Consider the following 25980-nt stretch of genomic DNA (forward strand, 5'->3'; position numbering starts at 1 on the left):
TGTGGTGATAAAGGCTTCATTGGTCAACGGGTGTTGAAACAGGACCTATCCCCTGCTATCCCCTTTTTTTAAGTATGAAATCGAGATCTGCCCCCGGAAACGCCAGTCGTCAGGAGGGGAGCAGCGAGACGATGAGTGCAATGGCCAGAGAAAACGGAGTTGACCAACTGGAGTTAGATCCGGTTTACACGATGCTCGCGCGTTACAGTACGGAGGTTCCACATCCATGACCACTGTTGCAGATGTTACGCTACCGGGTGATTCGTTCCCACTAGGACGTCTACTCACAGAACACCCCGATATGCATATCGAACTCGAGCGCTTAGTGCCGCTTGATGATCGGATTCTCCCGTTCTTCTGGGTGACCGACGGATCGGCAGCACACATCGAATCCGTGCTCGAAGCCCAGCGAATCGTCGAATCGGTCGAACTACTCACGACTGTGGAGGATCGGTACCTGTATCAAGTCACCTGGACCAGTGAAGTCGATGGCGTCATCGACGCATTGCTAGGCACCCAGGGTGTGATTCTGGAAGGCCAGAGTGTTGGGAACCAGTGGGAGTTCCGGTTGCGGTTTCCGAGTCACGAACAATTGAGCCAATTCAACCAGTACTGCGTTGAAGAGGGGATAACAGTCGATATCAAGAGTATCTATAACCCGCATGTCCCGTCGATCCAGGACCAACTGACATCGACTCAATGGGAAACACTGGTCTTGGCGTACGAGTTAGGCTACTATGACGTTCCACGTGAGTGTACTCTGACCGAACTCGCAGAATATTTCAAAGTGAGTGAGCAGGCAGTGTCCCAGCGATTACGACGTGCGACAAATGCCGTTGTGGCGGGAATTGCGTTCTCCACTGAAACAACCAAACTAATTGGGTGAAGGGTATGGCCAGCCAGTTGCTTAACGAGCAACTGAACATGCACTCTCATCCAGTTTTCTTGCTCAATACCAAACCTTAGATGAATGACCATGGTCCGTTTCACTAGCACAGAGCGTTGGATGTCAGCGATTTGCGACGGCATATCTCGGAATTTATGAAGAATTTGTCTATAGCAAATAATTGATGGTCACTTATCGTTGCTTCAACCTGATGTTGGGCACACATTGAGATGCCCTATTCAATCCCGTCGACCGACAGGGACGGAAAATTCTCAACCGCGTCTCTCGGAGAGCACATCACCCGACACGACTCTCTGTCAGAACTGCGATCAGGAGTTTGATTCGCAGCAGACAGAGTGTCCTCACTGCGGGTGGAAAAAGAACGAATGGGTCGAAAAAGGTCGGTACGGGTTAGAGAGCTAGTTGCAATCTCGAATTCATATATGACGAATTGAACGTTCCTCCTTCCGATCATAGCTACATTCGGCAATGACCAGTCATCATTGAGGTCGCTGCTTCGTCATCTCGAATCGCTCGGAGCCAATTCGTCACGTACAGAGACGGCCGGAGCAGATCAGTGACCGACGAATATTCGATCGTCTGTTTTGTTATTTAAGATACCCTAATCCAGGAGTCTTCGACAGGTCTCCAGAAGACCATATAAGCCATCGCATCCGCAAGTAGAACTTCGGATTCCATTGACAGTAGGTGCTCAACATGGACTACGACCTTTGCATAGAACAAGTGGAGGATCCCGGGGTGGTTGCACTGGCGCATATGCACTAAATATCAGCCAACCTTGCTTACAATGATACGGTGACCCATACACCCACATTTTGCACCAAGCAGACGTGGACACTCAATCTCGAGTGAAGCACAGTTATCGGGTGATTTGTATTACTATCTACTGAGCGTAGATCTATTGGTTTCACTGCCCGTAAGCAGAGGAATCGCCTATTTCCCAGCGATGGCATTATTACTCAACGAATTAACATCCGGAATATGAATTTCACTGCTCGTACCTTGTGGATGTCACGCCATTACTGGGCTGATCGACTCAGTGTCTCCCCAGCGGCTATCAAAAATACCGTGCTGAATATTGAGTATCTATCTACCGATTCACAGCTTCTTCTTCGTCGTCCGTGTGATATGGACTTCCCAGTCTGAGATTTCAGGTTGAGTGTGACGGATTTCGTACGCATCATCACCAGGGTCAACGCCGTTGGTATAAGCCTTCGTGAGAAGGACACCCAGTGCATCGTTAAGTTCTGCTCTCGTTTGTGGCCCTGTCTCGGGATCGCTGAACAAGTCGCGTTGTTTGTCGGTGTAGTGGTCGGTCATAGTGTGGCGCGGAGCAAGTATAGACTCTGTGATGCGCCCCGTGTGAAGACAATTGCCTACACGAATGATAGGCCACTGCTGGAATACCACTACCGCATTGGGCAGTGGACGCACAGTGTGCAATCTCTCGATCCGATGTACAACAGACACGCTAAGACAATAAGACTGGCGGCGCGAAAGATGCTCAGTGAATCAGTCACGAACCCACAAATTCTCGGTACGCGCAGTGCGCACCACGAACCGCACATAGATTGTGAGAGGAGAACCGGGATAGTTCTACCTCGGTTATAGTTTAAATAACAGGTTGATTTGGACCCACCAACCAGCCGACGCCAGAGTCTCTCTGTACTCTTTGCGATAGCGGCCACGCGGGACACAGCTCTTACGGGTGGACCGACAGACTCTGAGGCCACGTGGTTCGGACTCATCGACGGCACTACTGAGATCACGAACGTTCCGAAGCCAATCCGTGCGTCGCCTCCATCGATGACATGTATACGATTGCGACGGTACCGACGGCGAACGAGACGACAATCAGTGCGCGGATATCGACAGAGTGCACCGAGAGAGCCACGTTGGCCGGTTCCGGTTCGGATCACCGATCCGGATTTCGATGTGCCGACGACGATCGCGGAGTTTGAGAGTGCTCTCTACGCGGTGAACGGCCGATACGGAATTTCAGACCCGGAGAACGCAGAGTACGACGTCATCCGCGTACCGAAGGGGCCAACCCACTGAATGGAATCAAGGGCTGGTCAAGTAGGTCCCCTTCATCGAGAACCAAGGAGTTCAATTCCGGGTAGATGAAATGAAGCCATCGATTCCGTCAATCCACAATCTCCGCGTGTACGCGGACGTGGGTTGTATCATACTAATGCGAGGAGAATTCTTAAGCTGTATTGAATGCTATGTGTTAACATGAATGTCGCGGTGTTCACTGGATCCGGCGGACCGGAAGACGTGGCGATACAAGAGAGGAGCAATCCCGAATCCGGGGATGGGGAGGCAGTAATCGAGGTAGACGCGTGCGCGATCAACTACCACGATCTCTGGATACTCGAGGGCGGATCCGTGGTAGTGGACTCGGAGGCCATGCCGTTTGTTTCAGGACTCGACGTCGCTGGCGTCGTCGATGAGGTCGGGTCTGGCGTTGAGTCGGTTTCGCCCGGCGACCGCGTCGTGTTGTGTCCGAATCAAACGTGCGATTCGTGTCAATTCTGCCGGGAGGGTCCCGAAATCCTGTGTGAGCAGTTCAGCCTGTTCCACGGCGGTCTCGCCGAGAGGGCTGTCGTGCACGCGGACCGACTTATCCCTCTCCCGGAAAACGTCGGAACGACCGCCGCCGCTGCCCTCCCTACTGCGTACATGACGACGCTACAGATGCTCCGCCGCGCTGATGTGGGTCCGGGGGACCTCGTTCTCGTCCCCGGTGCGACCGGTGGCGTCGGTGTCGCAGCAATCCAACTCATCGACGTCATGGGTGCGCGGTCGATCGGCACCTCGACATCCCAGCGAAAAGTCGACCGTCTCGCCGAAATCGGGGCCGATTACACCATCCAAGCTGACGATCCGGAAACCATCGGGGACGCGATTGCCGAGATCGGTGCCCCCGATGCGGTGCTCAATCACCTCGGCGGTGAGTACACCGAGATGGGTTTGGATGCGCTCAAACGCGGCGGGCGGATGGTGATCTGTGGTCGCCACACCGGCAACCGATCGGAGATAGATATCCCAGAGCTGTTTTTGGGACACAAACATATCATCGGGTGCACGTTGGGAACACAGGGAGATCTGGAAACGCTCGTTCAGTTGCTCGCTGATGGTGCGTTCGAACCGGTGATCGATAGTACGTACGACCTCTCCGAAACCGACCGAGCGTTCGCGGACATGCAAAACCGGGACGTTTTCGGAAAGATTCTCGTCCTCCCGTGATCGAACTGTGTGCGTAGTCGCCAGCTCCAAGATCGCAATGAGTCAGACAAGAAGAGGGAGACATAGCTCGTTTGGTTCGCGTCGCCCGGACTGTGGCTTGCGTCCCTCGTCCGTTTCGGCGAGGAGGTCGTGTTCGGGCAGGGACTATTCGATGGGTGGACAAAATGAGCGTCGTAGATGATAAGAGTGGTGCGTTCAATGCATGTGATCTGCTCAATTCAGCCCAAATAGTAATTACAAGTAGCTCCAGTTTACCGGCGTCAGTAGCAGTTATGGAGTAGCGAAAGCTCATATCATTGAATTAATCCGGTAGAAGACGGTCACGGATCCGCTTTCGGTCCCTCCGATGGAGCGGACTAGTATCGATCGCTGCAGTTCGGCAACCCGATGACGGAAAATGATGACGTATCGGTCGACCGCAATCCCACGGATCTGCGAACATTCCGAGACTACCTCGGCGTCACCGAGTGCCCGACGCTATCGGAGACCGACGACGCGGCGACGGGAACGCCGTGAGACGACGGTGGAGGTGGTCATTCGTGTCACGAACCAACGCGAATCGGGTTTGCGACGAACTGCGCGGGCTGCTGCTCGCCGGTGAAACCGCCGTAGACGAGTGCCGCTCGCTGGGCCGTCACACCGTCGGCGTCCCCCGGATCCACTTCGGCGATGCTCGCTCGACCGTGGCCGATGCTGACCCCCATGAGTTTCGTCTTGGAGTCGAACCGGTCGAACAAGTCTTCAAATGGGTCGCTGGCTCTCAGTGCATCGAGCCCGGAGGCCACTTCTCTGATGTTCGCACTAACCATGGGCGCCTCGAAAACATCCAGGTCCGGAGACACGGGTCGCACGGCGGTCTCTCGCCACTCACCACGCCGGAGCGTGGACGAAACGTCGTTCGCCAACCATCGTCCGGGGGAAACGTCCTGCGCGAACGGCCATTGTGCGATGTGGGCCGTTCCGTCCGTATGCTGAAGGTGCAACAATACCTCGTGTGGCTTTGCGGTCCGTTCCGCAAACCCGATGAAATAGTCAAACCGAACCCTCATCGTCGATGAGACGGCACCGAGGTCGACCCCTCTGGCGGCCATCGTCTGACAGACGTAATCGCTCGTCGGTCGGCCTCGCGACGTGATGTGAATACGTCGTCCCTACCCCCTCCGCTGGGGTCGGCGGCGTACTCCATTCTGTTCTCGAATCTCCGATTCCCGTTCGTATCTAGAAGAAACGCCTGTGCGAATGGCTGTGCAGTTGTCCTTTGTATCTGTCCTAGGTCGGCCTGACCACCGACGAACTCGTCCAATCGGTCGAACACCGATCCCTACCGAAACACGGGCAAGCCGAGTCCGGTCACTGCCATCGATCCGCCGACGAAGGAACGTCGACTCACACGAGGGAGGGTCTGGTCGTCCTGGGATGCTCGATCTGTCATAAGACCACGTCTCCTATGTGGAGGCTGGCTCCGATGGTGGATAAGGGGGATTATCATCATATTGACTTCGCACCGTTTCCCGGTCAGATGGCTCGGTATCGACTCGTGAATGCTCTCTCTTTAATTCGTTCAGTGGTCGAATCGATCGCCGTTCTCGGTACAGAACGGTTTACGTGGCTCCATCGGTCGACCGTAGCCGTCACGGTAGTCGGTAGAACGCCGGTGACCCTGAAATGTGACTATTTTCAGTCAGCTGCGCCGAACTAACAGCAATCGACTAGTTCCGTCTGACCGCTTCTCGCGGGTCCGTCCTCGTCTTCACGGGCAGCCGACGACGAGATTTCCGAACATATCATCCGGTCTGGAATCAGACCTACGAGGCGAAGATACGTCGAGCAACCACGTTCGATCTGGCAGTTTCGACGGGGAAGCGATGCGTTTCGTCACGCCACATCGGATGACCGTCCGAACCATGCCTTCCCACGAACGGTTTCTTCTCTTCGGTTTACAGGAAGTGGAGCGAGCGCTCTGATCGATCCGATCTGGCAATGGGGGAACGAATGGACCGCTGTCGACAGCGCGATGACGGTTGATTCGTTCACGCGTGACGGTACTACGAATTCGGCGAGCGTGACCAGCGAGTCGAGAAGCGGTTGGAAACGATTCCACATCGGCGCGCATCGATCGAGGTGACATCCCGTGGGAGTTTCACTTCCGCTCATGGATTTAATACCGCGTATCACTTCTAACACGCAATTCTACTCAACCTTGTCTTGACTTCTCGAGCGCGCACTTCACAGACATGGTCTAGGTTTACTTATGCAGCGACGATCATGCGGTTCGCAGAAAAAGAAGGGGAACCGAATATTACATCCAAGAAAGGAAATGACCATAATGGCAGGAATGCAAGACTCACCAAGAATGATCAAGGAGGTTCTGGATGCGTATTATCATCGTCGGTGCAGGTGAAGTTGGATCATCCATTGCAAGGAGCCTCTCGGACACCCACGAGATTGTTGTGGTTGATACCGACTCCGAGCAGGTAGAGGCACTGACCTACTCTCTTGACGTTCTTGCCATTGAGGGCGATGGGGCATCGCTCTCGGTACTTCGAGATGCAGGCATCGATACTGCAGACATGATTATCGCCAGCACTGACGACGATGAGACGAATTTGGTGACCTGCGGCACAGCAAAAACCGTCAATGACGCATTCACCATCGCACGGGTCAAGAATGTTGATTACCTCAAAACATGGCAATATTCTGTCGAACAGCAGGCGTTCGGTGTCGATTTCATGGTTTGTTCGAACTTGCTCACTGCCGAAGACATCGTCCGGGTCGTTAGCCTTCCAGCAGCCCGCGACGTGAACCCCTTCGCCGATGGGAGTGTTCAAATGGCCGAGTTTGCAATCGATAAAGGAAGCCCAATCACTGATCAGACCATTAGTGAGGCTGACCGGTTTGACTCGCTAACATTTGCGGCCATCCTTCGAAATGGTGACGTCGAGATACCCCGCGGGGAAACACGCATCCAATCGGGCGACAAGGTGATTGTCATCGGTGTTCCTGAAAGTGTACAGGAATTTGCCCGAGAAATCGCGCCGAGCGAAACACCGTCGAAAAATGAAGATCTCGTGATAATCGGTGGGAGTGAAATCGGCTATCATACCGCTCGACTGCTCGAAAATCGAGGCCTTCACCCGCGGCTTATCGAGCAAGACCCCGAACGGGCGCGTGAGCTTGCCGAGCAATTACCTGGCACAGTTGTCATGGAGAGTGATCCGACTGATATCGAGTTTCTCACCCGCGAACACATTGACGAGGCCGATGCCGTAGTCGCCACGTTGGACAATGACGAGAGAAATCTACTAGTATCCGTTCTCGCTAACCAACTCGGCGTGCGACGAACCGTCGCAGTCGTCGAAACCACCGAATACGTCAGCCTTTTCGAAACCGTTGGAGTGAACGTAGCGATTCACCCCCGAGAAGTGACTGCCGAGGAAATCACGCGATTCACCCGCGAACTCCACACTGAAAACGTGGCACTCATTGAGGATGATAAGGCGGAAGTGCTCGAAATCGAGGTCAGCCATGAAAGTGTTCTCGCTGACAGACCAATCCGTGACGCGGTCATGGATTTACCGGATGGATTCGTCATTGGAGCTATTACGCGCGACGGGCGATTCGTGGTTCCTCGAGGCGATACCGTAATCGAGCCAGGAGACCATGTAGTCGCGTTCGTGGAACGAAGTGCACTGAATGCCGTCAGCAGTCAACTATGAGCTACGTAGAAAACCACCGATGAATCTTCGAGTAGACTGGCGATCAAGCTGTAGCCTCGTCGGAACGGTTGTCAAATGGCTAGCAGTAGCGTTGCTGTTCCCGCTGGCACTCGCGATATTCTACGGAGAAGGTACCACGACATTTCTCGCAACGATTGTGATTGCAATTGCGGTTGGGTGGGCCCTCGAACAACTGGACGACGATCCCGATTTGGGTGCTCGCGAGGGATTTCTGATGGTTGCATTGACGTGGCTCGCAGTTTCTGTCGTCGGTGCACTTCCGTACGTCATCGCTGGAGAAGGAACAGTTGCTCACCCAGTGAATGCCTTATTTGAATCGATGAGCGGGTTCACGACAACTGGAGCAACCGTAATGGGATCGATTGGCTTTGAGAGTCACTCGCGGGCATTGCTCATGTGGCGTCAACTGACTCAGTGGCTCGGCGGGATGGGCATCGTGGTGTTAGCAGTCGCCATCCTACCTGAGCTTTCGGTTGGTGGCGCGCAATTGATGGATGCCGAAGCCCCCGGACCCGGTATCCAGAAGCTCACGCCTCGTATCGCCGAGACTGCCAGCGCACTCTGGAAGGCGTATTTGGGTATCACCGCATTGGAAGTGTTTCTTTTATACGGCCTTCATCTCATAGGCCTCGCACCGAACATGACTCTCTATCAGGCTGTTGCGCATGGTTTTACAACCATGGCAACAGGTGGATTCTCCCCTGCAGCCCGGAGTATTGAGTTCTTTTCCGCCGCAGTGCAGTGGCTTATCATTCCGTTCATGATAGCGGCAGGGACGAACTTCGCTCTGTACTGGCATGCACTGAACGGCGAACCTAAGATCTTTATCGAAGACAACGAGTTCAGGTTCTATCTCGGTGTTCTCGGTGCCTTATCGGCACTATTGACTATTCTTCTATTTACTGGAATCGGGTTCTCAAATGATCCATTGGTCGCCCCAATCATCGGGAACTTCGAATCATCCCTCCGTCACAGTACATTTCAACTGGTCTCTATCGTCACGACCACAGGTTACGCGAGTATGGACTTCAATACATGGGGAAGCTCCGCCCAGTATCTCCTGCTTGCGGCGATGTTCATCGGTGGTTCGGCTGGATCGACTGGGGGAGCTATCAAGATCGTACGGTGGTTGGTTGTCCTGAAGTTGCTCAAGCGAGAACTGTTCACGACCATTCACCCTGAGGCGATCCGACCTGTTAGGCTCAATGGTCAAGCACTGGACGAACGTGCTGTCCGGGGCATCTATACATTCACCTTATTGTATCTCCTCCTTTTCTTCGGCGCTACCCTGCTTGTGTTCCTCGATAGCACTCGTGTCGGACTCCAGATGAACACAACAGAAGCGATGAGTGCAGTCGCCTCCACACTTGGGAATGTCGGACCCGGCTTTGACATCATCGGCCCGATGAACAATTACTTACCGTTTCCAGCGACGACGAAGTTGTTCATGGTCTTCCTGATGTGGATCGGTCGGCTGGAGATTTTACCAGTGTTGGTTTTGCTGACACCGGCGTACTGGCGGTCTTAACTCGATTTAGCCTTCTGAAGAGAACAGCAGCGGATAAATGCGAAATAAATTCGCTCTCTGATGTGATGAATTGAAACATAATCGGACATATGTCAGATAATATATCTATGGGCGATGCGGATTATTTCTCCACGCAGACCACAAATGACCAGCAGGACCCTGTCAGTTACCAACAGAAGAGGACGAAACGGAGCTACTTCCGTGGCTTGTCCGAACCGGTGACTACAATACTGAGTTACTAAATGCGTTCGACAGAGATTCAACAGGCCCACCGATGCATATGTTTCGTGCTGCTGAACTAGAACACCTGCCCAAAGAAACGGAACTTACTATCGAGACAGAACCGGGCTAGAGAGTATCATTTCACAGCGACGTGATGACTTTAACGAATTTCTGACGAACATCGTGATGCGATCAAGGAAACTATTGGTGCACTTCGTAGTGAGCGGATGGCGGCTGATTTTTTGGGATATATACTTGCCATTGCTCAGGCGTGATCCCTTCCCTATGAACTGCGCACAGATTTCGTTGGCGGTCCCCGGGTGTGTTCACTTTCGCTTATGGATTTAGCTGGTAGAAGATACGCTCCATCCTGTATAGAGAGAGCGTAATTGTTCTTATTGTTGTCGAGATACGCTCTCTCCGCCCGAATCGTCGAAGGAAATTTGTTTAACCTATAGGTTTAATATCGTGTGTGCCGAACATTCAACTGGATGGTTGAACAACAGCTGAACGACCAGGAACTCGACGCGATTTTCAAGGCATTAGCCCATCCGATTCGCCGAGAGATCCTCGAACAACTCGCCGATGGCCCCGAAAGCGTCGGCGATCTCGCCGAACCACACGACGTCTCGTTGGCGGCAGTCTCCAAGCACTTGCATGTGTTGGAAGATGCGGGCTTGCTTGATATCGAGAAGGACGGTCGGGTTCGACGATGTCACCTTGATGCCGCGCCGCTGAGTGAAGCCTTTGGATGGCTAACCCGGTACCGCGTGCTCTGGGAGGACCGCTTCGACGCGTTGGCCGACCATCTGGAGCAAGAAGACCAATGAGAGACAACACTGATGACGGAAGAGAATCACGGGAAGAGGCCACCAAAGATGAAGATCGAAGTATTACCGTCAACCGCGTGATCGAGGCCACACCAGAGAGAGTCTATGAAGCCTTCGTCGATGCCGACGAACTCGCCGCGTGGCTCCCGCCAGAGGGCTTCTCCTGCGAAGTTCACGAGTTTAACGCCACGGAGGGCGGCACCTTCCGCATGTCGTTCACTGCTGACATCGAGGAGTTGGAGCCATACGCCCACACGTTCCACGGGACGTACGAGGAACTGTCCCCTGGCGAGCGGATCGTCTACACCGAGGAATTCGAGTCCAACGACCCGGGAATGGCCGGCGAGATGACGACCACAGTCACCTTCAAGAAAATCGCCGGTGGGACCGAAGTCACTGCTCACCAGGCAGGCATCCCCGAGAACATCCCGCCCCAGGACGCCAACGAAGGATGGAATGATTCGCTTGGAAACCTCGCGGACGTCGTTGAGGAGGGTAGCGCATAGATCGTATCGAGGATACCGTGGGGGCCTCGCTTCCACGTATCATGTCATACAGAACTACACCACATATTTTAAATTCATATTAATATTATAGAAATGAAAAGTGATAGTGATTACAAATGCGTCAACAATTGGAGACCAATCTCTATCTCAGAAGAAACGAACATCGCATAACTAGTCTTCCACAGTCTTGTTCGATGATTTCCATCACACGATTTGTTCAATCTGGGTTACATATACTCTGTTCTGACTTATCGCAGAGAATCTGCGTAAGGTATCTTCACACTGGAGTTCTGAACCATCTCGGAATCTAACAGAAACGATTCTCCGGCTTGGTTATTGCCAGTATCCGTATAACCCGTCCAGGGTCACGAATACACTTTTGTGCCTTTAAGAACTATATTTTCCTATGTCGATCGATGACTTTACACTCGCGGCGATCACCTCTACTCTGTCTCAGGAGTCGCGAGCACGTTCGTGCGGTGACTATGTCGAGTTTCCGATGTCCTCAGTTGAAGATCCACTTACCGCATTACAGGAATACGAGGGGGAGTTGCCACTCATTGTTACCAACCATCCGAAACCGAGAGATACCGAGATTGATAGTGTCGATCGCATCGATGCGTTAGTTCAAGCGTCACAGCTTGACCCAGTCAAAATCGTGGACATTGACCTTTCAGACGCGAAAGAGAACAAGCAGATGGCTTCAGGAATCGAGACACAAACGATCGTTTCCTATCACAACGAGTATAAGACACCGAATATTGGGGAGCTCAATCAGATCATAGATGAGTGCAGTGCAATTGGTGATTTCGCTAAATTCTCTGTTTTCGCCGAATCTAGAAGTGACGCATTAGATATTCTCCAAGTAATTCACGGGGCTAACGAGAATGGTGTTGATATCATCGGGGTTGCAATGGGTGAAGCAGGTCTACATACCCGGATCATCGGGCCATTCTATGGCTCTCGGATCGGATACGCCCCACTTGACGAGAAGATAGCCGAACCGGGTCAAATCGTGCTGGAAGAATTAGCTTCCCTAATCGAGTCGGTAGCGCACGGTGGCGATGACGTAGAATTAATGGACGTTCTCAAGGACAACTTCCCAGCAGTCTCCGAGTGAGCGTACGATCGACGGGCCAGGATCTCCTCTAGTATGTATAAGGAGTATTGATTTTGTCCGGCGAAGATTTATACCTTGGATTGAGAGACACTACCGCATGAAACTGGATGGCTTCGCACTGGCTGCAACAACAAACGACCTCACACGAGAACCGGAGGCGCGTGAGGCAGCGGACGTCCTCGAATTCCGGATGGACAGCGCACAAGACCCGATTGGTCAACTTCGTGATTACGACGGCTCACTCCCGATAATTGCGACGAACCGCACGAAATGGTTCGGCGGCGAAGCGAACGACACTGGACGACTCGATCGTCTCGCGGCGGCGTCTCGCTTCGACGCAGTCGAACTCGTGGATATCGAGTTGGAGACTGCCCGTGCGATGGGATGGATTCTCAATGAATTCAGAGAGAACAACGTCAATCTCATCATTTCTCACCACGACTTCAACGAGACACCGGAGCAAAACGTGCTCAACGCAATCTTTGAACAGTGTGCGCAATACGGAGATGTCGCCAAAGTTGCAACCTATCCGCAGAACAACGATGACGTACTCCGTCTTCTGAAGGCCATCAATACGGCGACGAACGACGGGATGAACGTAGCAGGGATCTCAATGGGCGGTATTGGGAGTCACAGCCGCGCCGTTGCACCGCTCTATGGCTCGAAACTTGGATATGCACCCCTCGCTTCGGATACCAACGAGTACGCTCCAGGACAGATCCCACTGAAGAAACTGTCCGTGCTCGTTGAGATCCTCCAGACGGCGAGCGAGGACATCGACGAACTCGAATCGTTGAGCGAGAAGCTCGTTGAGCGAGAGACGTTCGCATAATTCCATCCTAAATTCGCTTCTTTGACAAATTCCCGCAACACTGGCCCGAACAGTTACACGCAAACCGCCGGGATTCATATGACTGCATCTGGTGAGTGATTCACAATGAGAGAGTGCACCAACCTCTATCGGAGGATGAATTACACATGAACGAACCACAAAGCGAGGCGAACGCCTACACGATTCGCCTCGAATTGGTCGACGAACCCGGAGAGTTGCTTCGAGCACTCCATCCAATCGGTGCGAACGGTGGGAACCTACTGTCGATATATCACGAACGAGGGCATATTACACCTCGTGGCCACATTCCCGTGGAAATAGACCTCGAAGCGACGCCGAAGCGGTACGAGACGATCGTTGACAAACTCCGCGAAGAGGGAATCAACGTCATTCAGGCGGGAACGGAGCGATACAGCGAGTCATTAACCGTACTGCTCTCAGGTGACCTCGTCGACACCGGACTTTCTGATACGCTAACACGAATTCGCGATACCACGAACGTAACGATCGCCGATTTCGAGTTGTCCGCACCGCAAGGGTCCGACGATATTTCGAGTGGGCGACTCCGTCTCGGTATCGAAGAGGGCAAGACGGAGCACACCCTCTCAAGGGTTCGAGAGATTGCCTCGGAAAAGGACATCCGCGTCATCGAACCGCTTTCGGGTGGATTTGCATGAAACTCGCGATCATCGGTGCAGGCACCGTGGGTACATCAGTCGCGGAAATGGCCGCTAACTACGGTCACACCGTGACCGCGTTGACTGACTCGACGAGTGCGTCGGTCAACCCGGACGGGATCGATGTCGAGGCTACCCTCTCACAAAAGCGAGACACGAACGATATCGGAATAGATTCCGTCGAAGACGCGCTGTCGAGCGAGTACGATGTCCTCGTTGAAGCGACTCCCACGACGCTCGATACCGCGCAACCTGCCTACGACCACATTCGGGCGGCATTTGAACGAGACCGGGACGTCGTGCTTGCGAACAAAGGACCCGTCGCACAACGATACGCAGATGTTCGGGCGCTTGAACGGGAGAGCGAAGGTGAACTCCGTTTCGAGGCGACAGTCGGAGGGGCGATGCCAGTTATTTCAACAATCGAGGACTACGGACCCGAACACGTGACTGCCCTTCGCGGTGTCCTGAACGGGACTGCAAATTTCATCCTCTCGAGGATGGCGGCCGAGGGACTCGATTACGAGCACGTGCTCGTAGAAGCACAAGACCTCGGCGTTGCGGAGGCCGACCCGTCTTTCGATGTCGAAGGAACGGATACCGCACTCAAGTGCGTGATCGCCGCGAACGTACTCGCGCAAGGGGAGCGTGAATACACGCTCGATGACGCGTCCGTTGACGGAATCGTCGGGACTTCCGGCAGTGCGCTGTCGCTCGCAAATGCCGACGGGCGGACGGTCCGTCTCGTTGGCGAAATCGTGGACGACGAAATTCGCGTCGGACCACGGATCATCCCACAACAATCCCCACTCGTCGTTTCTGGTACCGAGAACATCGTCCAACTCGCAACCGAGAACGCTGGACTGCTGAGTGTCTCGGGTCACGGTGCCGGCGGATCGGCAACGGCAGTCTCCATCATGGCCGACATCCGTCGTTTGGAGTGACGGCCTAGTCCCATACTGCTCATTCTCCTTTCGCAGCCTGATTTCAAAACTACTATACCAACGGAAGGAAATATCTTCCATAGATGTTTCTATAGATATTTTAACGTGAATAGCTGAGATAGACGCCAGTTTCAGAAAAGCTAATCATCGATCTCAACGACAGTAATTACTCCCGCCGAATACTGCGTCTCGACTTGCTCTATCGACTGAAAGTCGTGGCTGCCCACGTCCCATCTCAGGGTAGATTTCTCCCGACATTCGTCATACTACGGTGCGGTATTAGGATCGGTCGGCGAGCGAGACGACGGGGCAGGAGGCGTTTAGCAGAACGGTTTGTGCGACGCTTCCGAAAAGTAACTTCCCCGTCTGTGAACGTTGTCGTGGACTGATCACCACGTAACGTGCCTGCAGGTCGTCCGCGTACTCAACGATCTCGTTCGCCGGATCACCAATGCGGCCAACAGTCGTCGTTTCGACCCCCGTTGGGTTCGTATCCACGAGTGATTTTGCTGGCTGTGCGGCTTGCTCTCGCAACTCGGCCGTGCTGACTGCTTCGTCAGTATTTGCACCGTCCTCTTCGATTTCGATGGCCTCTGAGCGCTTCATCACGTGCAGGACGTGGAGTTCCTCTTCGAACTTCTCTGCCAGGATAGTGGCTTGCGCGAGTACATCTGTCGCTCGTTCCGTACGGTCGATGGCTGCAACGATGACCATAGATTCCATATGGAGCCACCACTATTAGTTGTTGGTGACTACGGGTGGGTTCCTGCGGTCCCGTTGGCTTCCCCCATCGGTCTCGCCGTCGCGCTTGCGCTCGGGTTGGGGAACGTACCAGTCGCTTGGGTATTTATTTTGCTCACCGCGATGCCGATTGCTGTACCACCAGTCATTTTCGCCGTGGAGTTCGCGAGTGATACGGCTGTCCGTGGTGTAGCCCTGCCTGAGCACGTCTCGGTAAACAGGGTCACGACGACGCTCGTATCCATTCCCGTCCTCTCGATCGTTGTCCCGATCCTAAAGACAGAAATCGTCGTCTGACCCGTTACGGTAGTATCGCCGAGATAAGGCTACGAATAGTGGACAGTGAGAAGACGGGTGAGTCCGGGTCCCTCAGAAAAGCCCGAACGCCCGGGGAACCGCCAGCGTTAATGGCGGAACGAGGATGATCAGGAGGAGGACGAGCGCCAGTGGTAGATAGTAGGGGAGCATCGACCGCATGACATCGTCGAGGGACTCGTCAGTAACGCGCTCCAGTACGAAGAGAATCAGGCCGAAGGGTGGCGTGATAAGTCCGTACATGAGGGCGACTACCATGACGATTCCGAACTGGACTGCGTTGATGCCCAGCGTGGGATAGAGTGGAACCAGCATTGGAACCATGATCAGGAGAACTGCCGTGCCCTCCATGAACGTCCCCAGGATCAACAAAATGAAAGTGAGGATTAGCATCGTCACGGGGGGACTTGCAGAGATTCCAACGAGAATCTGTCCGATCAAGTCAGGGATACCAGCGAGCGTTAACCAATACGCGTAGAGGTTCGCGAAGCCGAAGATGACGACGATGCTCGCGGTGTCCTCGAACGTGTTCTTACTGACCTCTATCAGGTCGGTCAGCCCGATCGAGCGATAGTAAAACACACCGAGGAGTATCGCATACACGACGGCGATCAACGCGGCTTCCGTCGCAGTGAACACGCCGCCGAGGATCCCGCCGACGATTATGAGCGGCGTGATAAGCCCGGGCAAGGCCCGAAGAAAGGACTCGAATAGGTTCGAGAGGTCGTGGCTGTCTTCCTTCGGCCATCCGTCGCGCTTTGCGAGGTAGAATGCCGTAACTGCCATCGCGAGGGCCATGAGAAGACCCGGGACGATACCGGCGACGAAGAGCGTCCCGATCGATCGTTGCGCGAGTACGGCGTAGACGACGACGGGGATGCTTGGCGGGATGATCGGTCCGATAATTGCGGATGCGCCGGTGATGCCGACGGCGTCATCACCGTCGTAGCCATTCGACGTCATCGCCTCGTATTCGACACTCCCAATACCTGCAGCGTCTGCGACGGCAGAGCCGCTCATTCCGGAGAAGATCAGACTAACGAAGACGTTGACCTGCGCGAGACCACCGGGAAGGGGACCGACTAGTTCGGTGGCGAAATTAAACATGTCGTCGGTGATTCCGGTAATGTTCATGATTCGCCCGGCCATGAGGAAGAACGGAACGGCGAGGAGGACCCACGAAGTCATCCCAGCCCAGAACCGTTGCGTGATCACGACGAGATTCAGAGGCGGGCCAATCGGCAACAACATGATGAGGAGGACAGTCAGACCGAGCGAGTAGGCTGCTGGCACGCCAACGGCGTATAGCGCCATGAGAATGGCGATGAACGCGACGAGCAGGAGTATCTCAGGCATTGGCCTCCCCCAAGAATTCGGCAACGCGCGTACGCGTATCGAGAAGTACCACGATGAGGAGACAGGCGGCACTCAGCGCGATTAGGTCGTACGCCCAGCCGACCTTGAACCACTCAATCATCGGAAGCGCGGTGTCCCCGGAGACCCCGGTCGCTCGATACGCGGACAACACGAGCGTGGCGGAGAAGAACGCCATAAGGATGTTCCGGACGAACAACACCTGGTCGGTCCTGGTGATGACACGTTTTAGAACGGGGAGGAACGAGATGTCCGCCTCGTTCTGGAATAGATATGGAAGTGCGATAATCGTCATTATTGCCAAGACAGTTCTCGCGACTACGTAGGTCCAGTTGAGGTCGATGGGGAAAGTAATGTAGCGACTGACCACCTGAAGGAGTCCTACTACCAGCATTACATTTAGTAAGACCACCCCTAATGAGGTGGTGATCCGGTCTAACCAGTTCTGCGCCATAGTGGGAAACCCCGCCCGTTCACTAAAAACATTTTGGTTCTTCGTTGAATGATCAGGATAGATGCCTCGATCAACGTGGTGCGATACGGACTCGACCGTGGTGTGTCCTACCGCTGATCATCTATGGGAGCTGGGAATCTATCCAAGGTTGAGGATGTCGTTGATGTTGACTGCCCACTTGTTCTTCGAGAGCTGCTTGAGCGCTGGCATTCCGGCGTTCACGAAAGCCTTACGGTCCACCTTATCCGCTGGAACGACGGTTGTTCCTTTCTGTTTCGCTTCCTCGTAGAGACTCGACTCGTTGTTCTTGATCTGGTCGGTCATCTTTTTCACGGCATCACTCGCGGTCGACGTGATGAGGTCACGATTGTCGTCACTGAGCCCCTTCATGAACTTCTGATTGTAGAGGAAGTGCTTCGTGCCAAGCAAATGATTTGTGACGCTGAAGTGTGACTGAACCTCGTAGAGGCTGACCGAAAGGAACTGCGAGATGGGGCCTTCGGAGGCATCGACGACGCCTGTTTGGAGTGCCGAGTAGAGTTCGTCATACGCAACCGGAGTGACATCCGCTCCGATTTCTCCCCAGACTTTGGTCCACGTATCGTACTGTGGGAGACGGAGTTTCATGCCTTGTACGTCTTTGGGGGTCTTTACTGTGGAATTACTAGTGAAACCACGATTGCCGACATAGAACGCATCACCCAGTTGGACACCGTTCTTCTTGAGAATCCCGTTCAGACCGTCGTCCGGCTTCAGGTACTTGTCCGTGACCGCTTGATAGTGGTCCATGTCTTTGATAACGAACGGGTCACCAGCGAAGGAGTACTTGGACGCCCACCGCTGTGCGAGGGCGGTCGGGCTCTCGTGAAGGATGTCGACCGTCCCGCTTTCGAGGGCATCGAGATTGTCCTCCGTTCCACCGAGTGATCCAGCTTTCAGGTTGACTGAAATCTCTCCGTCGGATTTCTCTTCGAGAGGCTGGATGAAGTGCTTCTTCGCGGCCTTCACCGAGATATTCTTCGGCGGCTGAGTCGTCGCGAGCGTAATCGTCTGCGTATCGCCGCCCGATTGTGAGTTCGAATCACTGTTAGTGGAACAACCTGCGAGGCCGGCCATCCCGATACTGAGTGCCGCACCGCTCTTTTTTAATAGGCTCCGCCGAGACTGCGCTGTCTGGTCATGCACCATACTAATCCGACCCGACCCATCTATAATAAAGATTGTGATGAACAATTAACAACGACGCGCCGAACGGGTCAGTTATCCGGCCGCGGATCCCACTCCCGCTCGACGAGAAAATCGTCAAGTTTCCCCTTCGGGTTCTCGAAGACGTTCGACCCGTGGAAGACGAGGACGGTATCGAAGTCGTACTGGAGCAGGTCGTAAAGATTGATTTCCGCGGCCTTGTGGTCATCGTTGAACAGGGCCGGCGGCGGGAGGAGATAGCCCGCAGGTAATCCGGCGCGGTCGGCGCCGTCGAGCGCATCCCCCGAGATGAGGATGTCGCGGTCGCGGAGGAGCAGTGCAGACGTCGCCTTCGTGTGGCCAGGTATTTGAATGACCTCGATATTTCCGTCGAGGACATCGCCATCCGTGAAACGATGGTCCGGTTCGTAGTCGATTGCTTCGTAGAGTTTGGTTTCGTCATCGGCCGCGAGGAACTCCGGTTCGAACGCCTCCATGACGAACGGGAGGCCACCGTGGTGCCCGTGGTCACCGTGAGTGAGGATCACTCGATCTATCGTTCCAAACTCCTCACGAATCGTCTCGACGAGTTCCTCGCCATTCTCGTCGAACCCAGTGTCGATGAGAGTCGTCTTACCCTCGGGGACGTCCTCAAGGATGTACACTCGGACATGTTCGAACTGTACCTTGTAGATACCGTCTGTTACCTCTTCGGCAGTCATTCCGGTGGAATAGTCGAGCAGCGTATTGGATAAATCTACCGAAAAACGGGGTACAACGCCTATCCAGGCGGTCGAGTGCGCACACGAAACTATCCAATCGATGCCGAGACTGGATTTCAACATAGTCGAAGTTTTCGGAGGTCTTATCACGCCCTTATTCCTTTGAGAAACTATGACACAGGAGAACGAAGACGGGCGTCGGACGCTAAAAAGCGTCAAGCAGGCCTTCGATATGATCGAATACCTGCGGACGGATGGGCCGGCGACGCTCTCGGCCGTGGCGCAGGCGCTGGATATGCCGATGAGCACGACTCACATTCACTTAGCAACCCTCGTGGATAGCGGTTATGTGGTGAAATCGGATGGTGAGTACCACTGTAGTCTCCTCTTTCTCCGGACCGGAGGGGAACTCCGCGATGAGATGCCCCTCTTCCGGGCGGCGAAAAACGAAGTTGACGATCTCCAGGAGCAACTCGGCGAAATCGCCAACCTCGCGACGATCGAGAACGGATATATGGTGCAACTGTACAAGTCCGAGAACGCAGAGTCGATCGACGACAACGCTCCGCTCGGTGATCACTTCTACATGCACACGACGGCGACGGGTAAGTCGATGCTTGCTCATCTCCCGAAGGAGAAGTGTGAAGATATTCTCGAACGTCGTGGACTCCCGCGGTCAACGGAGGGTACTATCGACGACTACGAGGAGTTGATGAGCGACCTTGAAACGATTCGCGAACGAGGATACTCCATCAATCGCGGTGAGCACTTCGGCGGCGTCTGTGCTGCCGCTGTTCCAATAATGTCGAAGAATCACTCGGTGCTCGGTGCAATCAGCCTCAGTGGGCCGATTAGCCGCATGAGCGACGAGCGAATTGAAGACGAGATTGCCCCCGAACTGTTCGATAAGAAGAACATTATCGAGCTAAAACTCAAGCAGTATTAGCTCACCACCCATCTGAATTACAAGCATAGTAGTGTAATGGATGCCCGACCTTGTCTTTACACTGATATCACTGTCACGGTAAGGATCTCTCGACAGCGTGGTTCAATAATATTGAAGCTCCAGATCGATCCATCTCAGGAATCGGATCTGTCGAATAGACGCGGATCGGCTGTTAGCGTCGAGTATACCCGGGTTGTGAGACGCAGCTCTAGAAGGTCGACAAAAAGATATATAACGATAGTTGCGCATTTCCCTATCGATGAGCAAGCAAAGAGTTCTGGTCACCGGACCGTACGGTGAGGCCGGAGAGGCGATCATGAACCATCTCCTTGAGAAGGGGGACTACGAGTTCACCTTCCTCGACCGGAACGACCACCCTGAGTACGAGACGCACGTCGCAGACATCTCTGACTACGAAGCAATCCGACCCGCGTTCGACGGTCAAGATGCCGTAATCCATCTTGCGGCCCAGTCAGACGCCGGCGCCGACTTTGAAGGAATCATCGAACCGAATATCGTCGGCACCTACAACGTCTTGCGAGCGATGAAAGAAGCGGGCGTCCCGAAACTCGTCTTCGCCTCTTCACAGCGTGCGATGGGTCTCTACGAAGAGGAACACGAACCCGAACTCTACGAAGAGGAGTATCCAAGCGAGTACGATCCACTTCGACTCACCCACGAAACCCTCCCAAAGCCGGACGGTTACTACGGTGCATCGAAGGTCTTCGGCGAACATATCTGTCAGGTTCACGCCCGTCGGGACGGCGCACCTGAACAGGTATACGCACTCCGGATTTCCAGTGTCCGTACAGAAGCTTACGACCATCCATACGGGGACGCCGAACGCGGTGTCGAACGCGGTGACGAGGATACAGTCGAGGAAGGCGAGGTCTGGGACCAGTCTCAGACTGGCTCTTGGGAGCGCGGGAGCGAGGAGTACGAGCGGATGGTGAAGCGACTGAAAGCGACTTGGACCTCGCAGCGTGATTTCGCACACCTACTCGAATGCTGCCTACAGGACGACACAGTGACGTACGACGCGTTCTACGCAGTCAGTGACAACGCCGCCCGCTGGTTCGACACTGAACATGCGAAGGCTGTCCTCGGCTACGAACCACAGGACGATGCATCCGAATGGGACAGCCCGCCGAACACACTTCAGACCCCCAACTAAATGGCGCGCCAATCCAACAAACCGGTAGGCAAGACGATGAAAGCCATCGTTCAAACTGGTCGTGAAGAAGTCGAAGTGCAGGAAGTGAGTCAGCCGAGTCCAAGCGCCGACGAGGTTCTGGTTCGAGTCGAGTACGCTGGCGTCTGTGGCAGCGACGTCCACGCATACTTGCAAATGGATGGGTTCGAATGGGTAAAGATGCCACGCGTGATGGGTCACGAATACGTAGGCACAGTCGTTGAAATCGGCGAGAACGTCTCCCGTGTCTCGGTCGGTGAGACGGTGGTCGAAATCCCGATCCATCCCTGTGGAGAGTGTCACCAGTGCGAAATCGGCGAGGAGAACGTCTGTCAAAATACGACGCTCGTGGGAATGGAGACCGACGGTGCTTACTCGGAGTACACGACTGTCGACGCGAACCAGCTAATCGTGATTCCCGATAAGATCGAGACACGCCACGCTGCGGTCACGGAGCCGCTCGCGATTGCAGCACGAGCGTCCTACGAGCGGGCAGACGTGACCCCCGGAGATACAGCCCTCGTTCAAGGACCGGGACCGATCGGTATGCTGATCGCCGCATTGCTCGACTCACTTGGCGCACACGTCATCGTCTCTGGACTCGGAAAAGACACGGAGTACCGTCTGCCGCTCGCCGAGGAACTCGGGATAGAAACCGTCGACATCAGCGAGACGAATCTCAACGAGTACGTAGAGGAGGTTACCGATGGGATCGGTGTCGACACGGTATTCGACACGACCGGTCACAAAAGCGGCGTTGAGACAGCCGTCGAGTATGTACGAAAAGGCGGTGAGGTAATCGTCGTTGGCCTACCCGGTGAGGCGAGTGAACTGTTCTTCTCACCGATCGTCCGCGGTGAGCGCGACGTCAAAACCTCCTACGGGGCAACGCGGGAGAACTACAAGCAGGCGGTGAACGTGCTCGAAGTCGGCGCTGTCAACGTGGATACGATCATCGATACCCGATACGATAGCGACGATCCTACGTCAGCGTTTGAGGACTTCCTCGCCGGACAAACCTGCAAGCCCATGTTCTCGTTCCGATAATCGGTACTGATCACTGATCGTTTTGTTTCGCTTCTTCGATTTCTGCGATATCGAAAACGACATCGCACAACTTCCCATTCAGCAACGCCTCGAAGGCTTTCTGGGCATTCGAGGAGACGCTCCCCGCAGGGTAAGATACGAATGATGGATTACGGGACCGATAGTTTAAGGTACGGTAATTACATTTTGAGAAGTGTGCATACTGTAGAGCCAGAGATAGAACGACCTGATAGTACAGTCGTTGAAGGATTCGAAGGGATCCCCAGTTCCGTTGCGTCGGATGTGACGGGAAATGTGCGCTTCGCGATGGACTCCGGGATCAAGCCGGTATACGACGGAGCGACCCTCGTGGGAACTGCGGTGACTGTGAAAGCCGAGCCAGGTGATAACCTCATCATCCACAAAGCGATCACGATGGCCGAACCGGGCGACGTGCTCGTCATCGATGCAAATGGCTACGTCGAAACTGCCCACCTCGGCGAACTCATGTGTGCCTCCTGTAAGGCGAACGACCTCGCCGGCATCATCATCGACGGTGCGATCCGCGATAGTGCAGATATCGAGGAGATGGAGTTCCCCGTATACGCTCGGGGGATCCACCCACAGGGTCCGCTGAAGCAGAGCCCTGGATCGATCAACGTCACTGTGACGTGTGGCGAAGTCGCGGTCGATCCGGGCGATATCCTGGTCGGTGACGATGACGGTGTGACTGTTGTTCCCGGTGAAAACGCGGAGGAGGTGCTCGAAGCCGCCCGTGAGAAATTCGCCGCCGAGGGAGACACGCGCGAACTCGTGGAAGGTGGTACGTACCTCTATGAAGCGAAAGGATACAACAAGCTCTACGAGGACATGGACGTCGTCGGCCCCGAAGATTCGGTCCAATAACGCTACGAACAGGTGAATAGGGTTGATCGCGGAGTAACAGTACAGACCACAGCCGGTCCGGAGAGTGTACTGGCCACCCCGATCGAGTTAGGAGTCACCAATCTGGATCTGTCGGTGGAGTTCAAACCGCTAACAACCCCAAAAACGGTCAACGGTAGATCTACTTATTTTGGGCAGGGAGTGTTCGAAGACGATAGCAAGTGAGAGTTTCGAGATACTCGTTTCTTTGTCGATCGATCGCTCGGTCACGGATACGATTCGAGAAACGAAGAACGCGTACATAAATCCAAAAATAGTTACACACGAAGTTTGGAAACACGGTAGGCACTCGTACAGGAGTATTCGACGTCAAACTTCTCTGGTATCGACGCCGTAAAATCGAAGTGGCCCATTCATCCGTATTGAATCCGAAATTTTACGGTGATCGTCCAAGGTGGTTGTTCATCCCGGTTATATTCGTACGAGGGTTGTGAACGTCGATCGAGACGGGTGTACCACTATCTGATCAAAAATCACTCTTCCTCGAATCACTGAAGCCGATTGTAGACACCCTTGAGGGAGGACCATCCCAGTCCGCGTATAGAATACCCTGCTTGTACGCTGTTACAACCACAGTCTGCGAGATTGGCAAATAATTCCCATATCATTGAATATATCCTGAATAATATTCGCCATATATTATCCAAATTGGCCATTGTTAGAGGTAGCCACAATTTTGGGTAAATAGTTTTGGAATATTTGGTCTCGACCCTCGCTATTCACTGCATCTATTTCATTCGATACACTTCATCCAGCCAGATTTCTTCGTCGTCGTCTTCGAGAATCGGTTCCATTATCTCGTCCCACTCCGATTGGGCTTCGCTCGTCTCCATCACGCGGCGTATGGTATCCGGATTTTCGACCTCCAGATACCCGAATACGTGCCCGTCTCCTTCGAAAACGCTGTAGGATTCGATCCCCGCGCCCGAAGTGAGGTACGCTTCCTCCAGAGCATCGGAGACGTTCTGATGGGCTTCACGATACGCATCCCGTTTTCCTTGCACTATCTTTAAATGAAACGCTACTCGCTCCATATTCAGTTCGTACGTTGGGAGTCAGTAAAGATTTTTCTCAAAATCGTTGGGCGTCACTAGCGAGTGAAGAAAAAAGAAGCCGACGAGTCGTCTGTCGAATCGTATCTTCCCGTTAGTCTTCAGTCACTTCGGTCGAGGTCGAGACCGTAGTAGTGGACTGAAGCTCGCGCTGAATCTCCTCCAAGGATTTCCCGCCCGTATTCGGCAGGAAGAGCGTTCCGACTATCAATGTAAATAGCAGAAACGCGGTCATTATCGTCGCGACCGTCTTGAAACCGGTATTCCTCGTGAGTATCGGAAGGAACAAGCTCCAAAACCCGAGGCCGATACGTAGAATCCCGGTGATAACTCCCTGAGCAGTGCCCCGTAATAGGGTGGGAAAGAGTTCGACCGACCAGAGTCGATAGAGCGGCCACGCCGCGATTCCCTGTCCGAAGCCAAAGAGAACGACGTTCGCAATGGCTACCATCGTGTTCGACACCGGGAAGAAGATGAACAGAACGAAAGCGAGCGTCTGCATTCCCGCACTCACGATGTACAGCGGTTTACGGTTCGGTCGATCACCGTATCGCATGAAGACGAATGCGACCGAGATGATCGCGGAGATGAACCAGAGCGCCTGAAGCGCGTCACCCTCGGCAGGGCTCGACCCACCGACCGAGTGGAGGATATACGGGAGGAAGAACCCGTACGTTCCCGCAACCAGATTCCAGAGGCCGTACACGCTGGTGACGAACACCAAGGAGCGGAGATTGGCATCGGAAAACAGTTGGTGGATCTTCGAACTCGTTCCCATAGTCGTCCCGTCGCGATCCGAACCCGAGGACTCTTCTTCCGAATGGGCTTTTTTCCATCGTTCCGACTCGACGAGACCACGGCGAAGATACCAGGTGACGGCTGCGACAACGATGAGATGGGCGAAGAGGATCCGTACTCCCAGCATGCCCATGTCGCTAACTAACAACGCGAGACCGAGTGTAACGAGCGGACCGATGTACCAGAATATGTTCCCGAGACCCATTAGTTTCGCTCGCGAGCCCGACGGCGAGATTTCCGAAACCAAGGCCCACGAGGTCGGGATGTCCGCACCGACGGCGAGTCCTAGGATCAAGTATCCGAGGATCAGAACCCATTGTGAGTTCGCGAGCATGAGTATCGCCGCGCCGACGATGTACACCAGTAAGTCGTACTGATACAACTTCTTTCGGCCGACTTTATCGCCAAGCCGTCCACCGATCAATGCTCCGACACCGGCCGAGATGGCATTCGAACTAAACGCGCCTAACAATCCGACGAGTGAATCGTTCATGTGAAACGCGTTGGCCCAAATCGAAAGTGCCGCTGCCCCGGCAACGATCGACCCTGCATCGATATAATCCGCCATCGATGCGAGGATTACCCAACGCCAATGTTCACGAGTAAGTTCACCACTATCCGTGAGGGATGATCCCATACCTCACCTAATTTTCTAACGTTACAAAAGTATTGTGG

Annotated in this window: 24 protein-coding genes; 16 read left to right on the forward strand and 8 right to left on the reverse strand. The window is 54.1% G+C overall.

The window, feature by feature from the left end:
* Positions 1-226: 226 nt before the first annotated feature.
* From NKF26_RS17215 to NKF26_RS24185, 3 genes are all read left to right on the forward strand, one after another.
* Positions 227-886, forward strand: coding sequence for a helix-turn-helix domain-containing protein (locus NKF26_RS17215; protein WP_253227056.1), 660 nt, complete (start codon positions 227-229; stop codon positions 884-886).
* 2259 nt (positions 887-3145) lie between these two features.
* Complete coding sequence (locus tag NKF26_RS17220; protein ID WP_253234658.1) at positions 3146-4159, forward strand: zinc-binding dehydrogenase; 1014 nt, start codon at positions 3146-3148, stop codon at positions 4157-4159.
* A 387-nt stretch (positions 4160-4546) separates the two neighbouring features.
* Positions 4547-4675: a hypothetical protein gene (locus NKF26_RS24185; RefSeq protein ID WP_256487703.1), complete on the forward strand. Its 129-nt coding sequence runs from the start codon at positions 4547-4549 to the stop codon at positions 4673-4675.
* 26 nt (positions 4676-4701) lie between these two features.
* Here NKF26_RS24185 and NKF26_RS17225 read toward each other — a convergent pair whose 3' ends face one another.
* On the reverse strand, positions 4702-5208 hold the full coding sequence (locus NKF26_RS17225; RefSeq protein WP_253234659.1) for a hypothetical protein: 507 nt from the start codon (positions 5206-5208) through the stop codon (positions 4702-4704).
* 1323 nt (positions 5209-6531) lie between these two features.
* On the opposite strand from NKF26_RS17225, the gene trkA reads away from it, so the two are divergent.
* The 8 genes from trkA (at position 6532) to NKF26_RS17265 (ending at position 14555) form a co-directional block, all read left to right on the forward strand.
* On the forward strand, positions 6532-7875 hold the full coding sequence (trkA, locus tag NKF26_RS17230) for a Trk system potassium transporter TrkA (protein ID WP_253227053.1): 1344 nt from the start codon (positions 6532-6534) through the stop codon (positions 7873-7875).
* A 19-nt stretch (positions 7876-7894) separates the two neighbouring features.
* Positions 7895-9424: a TrkH family potassium uptake protein gene (locus NKF26_RS17235; protein WP_253227052.1), complete on the forward strand. Its 1530-nt coding sequence runs from the start codon at positions 7895-7897 to the stop codon at positions 9422-9424.
* Positions 9425-10137: 713 nt separating this feature from the next.
* On the forward strand, positions 10138-10476 hold the full coding sequence (locus tag NKF26_RS17240; RefSeq protein ID WP_253227051.1) for a helix-turn-helix transcriptional regulator: 339 nt from the start codon (positions 10138-10140) through the stop codon (positions 10474-10476).
* A complete protein-coding gene (locus NKF26_RS17245) occupies positions 10473-10982 on the forward strand; it encodes an SRPBCC domain-containing protein (protein WP_253234660.1) in 510 nt (169 codons plus the stop codon). Before NKF26_RS17240 ends, NKF26_RS17245 begins: the two co-directional genes overlap by 4 nt.
* Before the next feature lie 406 nt (positions 10983-11388).
* Entirely contained in the window at positions 11389-12102 is a 714-nt protein-coding gene (locus NKF26_RS17250; protein ID WP_256487712.1) for a type I 3-dehydroquinate dehydratase, read from the forward strand.
* A gap of 97 nt (positions 12103-12199) precedes the next feature.
* On the forward strand, positions 12200-12934 hold the full coding sequence (locus tag NKF26_RS17255; protein ID WP_253227048.1) for a type I 3-dehydroquinate dehydratase: 735 nt from the start codon (positions 12200-12202) through the stop codon (positions 12932-12934).
* Positions 12935-13080: 146 nt separating this feature from the next.
* Positions 13081-13611, forward strand: coding sequence for an amino acid-binding protein (locus NKF26_RS17260; RefSeq protein WP_253227047.1), 531 nt, complete (start codon positions 13081-13083; stop codon positions 13609-13611).
* Positions 13608-14555, forward strand: coding sequence for a 3-hydroxyacyl-CoA dehydrogenase NAD-binding domain-containing protein (locus NKF26_RS17265; RefSeq protein ID WP_253227046.1), 948 nt, complete (start codon positions 13608-13610; stop codon positions 14553-14555). Before NKF26_RS17260 ends, NKF26_RS17265 begins: the two co-directional genes overlap by 4 nt.
* Before the next feature lie 279 nt (positions 14556-14834).
* Here NKF26_RS17265 and NKF26_RS17270 read toward each other — a convergent pair whose 3' ends face one another.
* Complete coding sequence (locus NKF26_RS17270) at positions 14835-15269, reverse strand: universal stress protein (protein WP_253227045.1); 435 nt, start codon at positions 15267-15269, stop codon at positions 14835-14837.
* A gap of 9 nt (positions 15270-15278) precedes the next feature.
* Between NKF26_RS17270 and NKF26_RS17275 the strand changes: the two genes are divergently transcribed.
* Positions 15279-15593 (forward strand): hypothetical protein, encoded by a 315-nt coding sequence (locus NKF26_RS17275; protein ID WP_253227044.1) that lies wholly within the window; start codon positions 15279-15281, stop codon positions 15591-15593.
* 72 nt (positions 15594-15665) lie between these two features.
* Here the strand turns inward: NKF26_RS17275 and NKF26_RS17280 are convergent, their stop codons facing one another.
* The 4 genes from NKF26_RS17280 to NKF26_RS17295 all read right to left on the reverse strand — a co-directional run bounded on the left by NKF26_RS17280 (position 15666) and on the right by NKF26_RS17295 (position 19346).
* A complete protein-coding gene (locus tag NKF26_RS17280) occupies positions 15666-16967 on the reverse strand; it encodes a TRAP transporter large permease (RefSeq protein WP_253227043.1) in 1302 nt (433 codons plus the stop codon).
* A complete protein-coding gene (locus NKF26_RS17285) occupies positions 16960-17439 on the reverse strand; it encodes a TRAP transporter small permease subunit (protein WP_253227042.1) in 480 nt (159 codons plus the stop codon). The genes NKF26_RS17280 and NKF26_RS17285 overlap by 8 nt, the downstream gene beginning before the upstream one ends.
* A 138-nt stretch (positions 17440-17577) precedes the next feature.
* On the reverse strand, positions 17578-18555 hold the full coding sequence (locus NKF26_RS17290; protein WP_253227041.1) for a TRAP transporter substrate-binding protein: 978 nt from the start codon (positions 18553-18555) through the stop codon (positions 17578-17580).
* A 140-nt stretch (positions 18556-18695) separates the two neighbouring features.
* Positions 18696-19346, reverse strand: coding sequence for an MBL fold metallo-hydrolase (locus tag NKF26_RS17295; protein WP_253227040.1), 651 nt, complete (start codon positions 19344-19346; stop codon positions 18696-18698).
* 172 nt (positions 19347-19518) lie between these two features.
* Here NKF26_RS17295 and NKF26_RS17300 point away from each other — a divergent pair, with 172 nt between their 5' ends.
* The 4 genes from NKF26_RS17300 (at position 19519) to NKF26_RS17315 (ending at position 23416) form a co-directional block, all read left to right on the forward strand.
* Positions 19519-20292, forward strand: a complete 774-nt coding sequence (locus NKF26_RS17300) for an IclR family transcriptional regulator (RefSeq protein ID WP_253227039.1) — start codon at positions 19519-19521, stop codon at positions 20290-20292.
* A gap of 259 nt (positions 20293-20551) precedes the next feature.
* A complete protein-coding gene (locus NKF26_RS17305) occupies positions 20552-21466 on the forward strand; it encodes an NAD(P)-dependent oxidoreductase (protein ID WP_253234662.1) in 915 nt (304 codons plus the stop codon).
* 36 nt (positions 21467-21502) lie between these two features.
* A complete protein-coding gene (locus tag NKF26_RS17310) occupies positions 21503-22531 on the forward strand; it encodes a zinc-binding dehydrogenase (RefSeq protein ID WP_253227076.1) in 1029 nt (342 codons plus the stop codon).
* A gap of 195 nt (positions 22532-22726) precedes the next feature.
* A complete protein-coding gene (locus tag NKF26_RS17315) occupies positions 22727-23416 on the forward strand; it encodes a 4-carboxy-4-hydroxy-2-oxoadipate aldolase/oxaloacetate decarboxylase (RefSeq protein ID WP_369682167.1) in 690 nt (229 codons plus the stop codon).
* 767 nt (positions 23417-24183) lie between these two features.
* On the opposite strand, the gene NKF26_RS17320 is transcribed toward NKF26_RS17315, so the two are convergent.
* Both NKF26_RS17320 and NKF26_RS17325 read right to left on the reverse strand, forming a co-directional pair.
* Positions 24184-24489, reverse strand: a complete 306-nt coding sequence (locus NKF26_RS17320) for an L-rhamnose mutarotase (RefSeq protein ID WP_253227037.1) — start codon at positions 24487-24489, stop codon at positions 24184-24186.
* 112 nt (positions 24490-24601) lie between these two features.
* Positions 24602-25942 (reverse strand): MFS transporter, encoded by a 1341-nt coding sequence (locus NKF26_RS17325; protein WP_253227036.1) that lies wholly within the window; start codon positions 25940-25942, stop codon positions 24602-24604.
* Positions 25943-25980 lie beyond the last annotated feature (38 nt).

It is taken from the genome of Haladaptatus sp. AB618 (genome assembly GCF_024136965.1).
Taxonomy (GTDB): domain Archaea; phylum Halobacteriota; class Halobacteria; order Halobacteriales; family Haladaptataceae; genus Haladaptatus.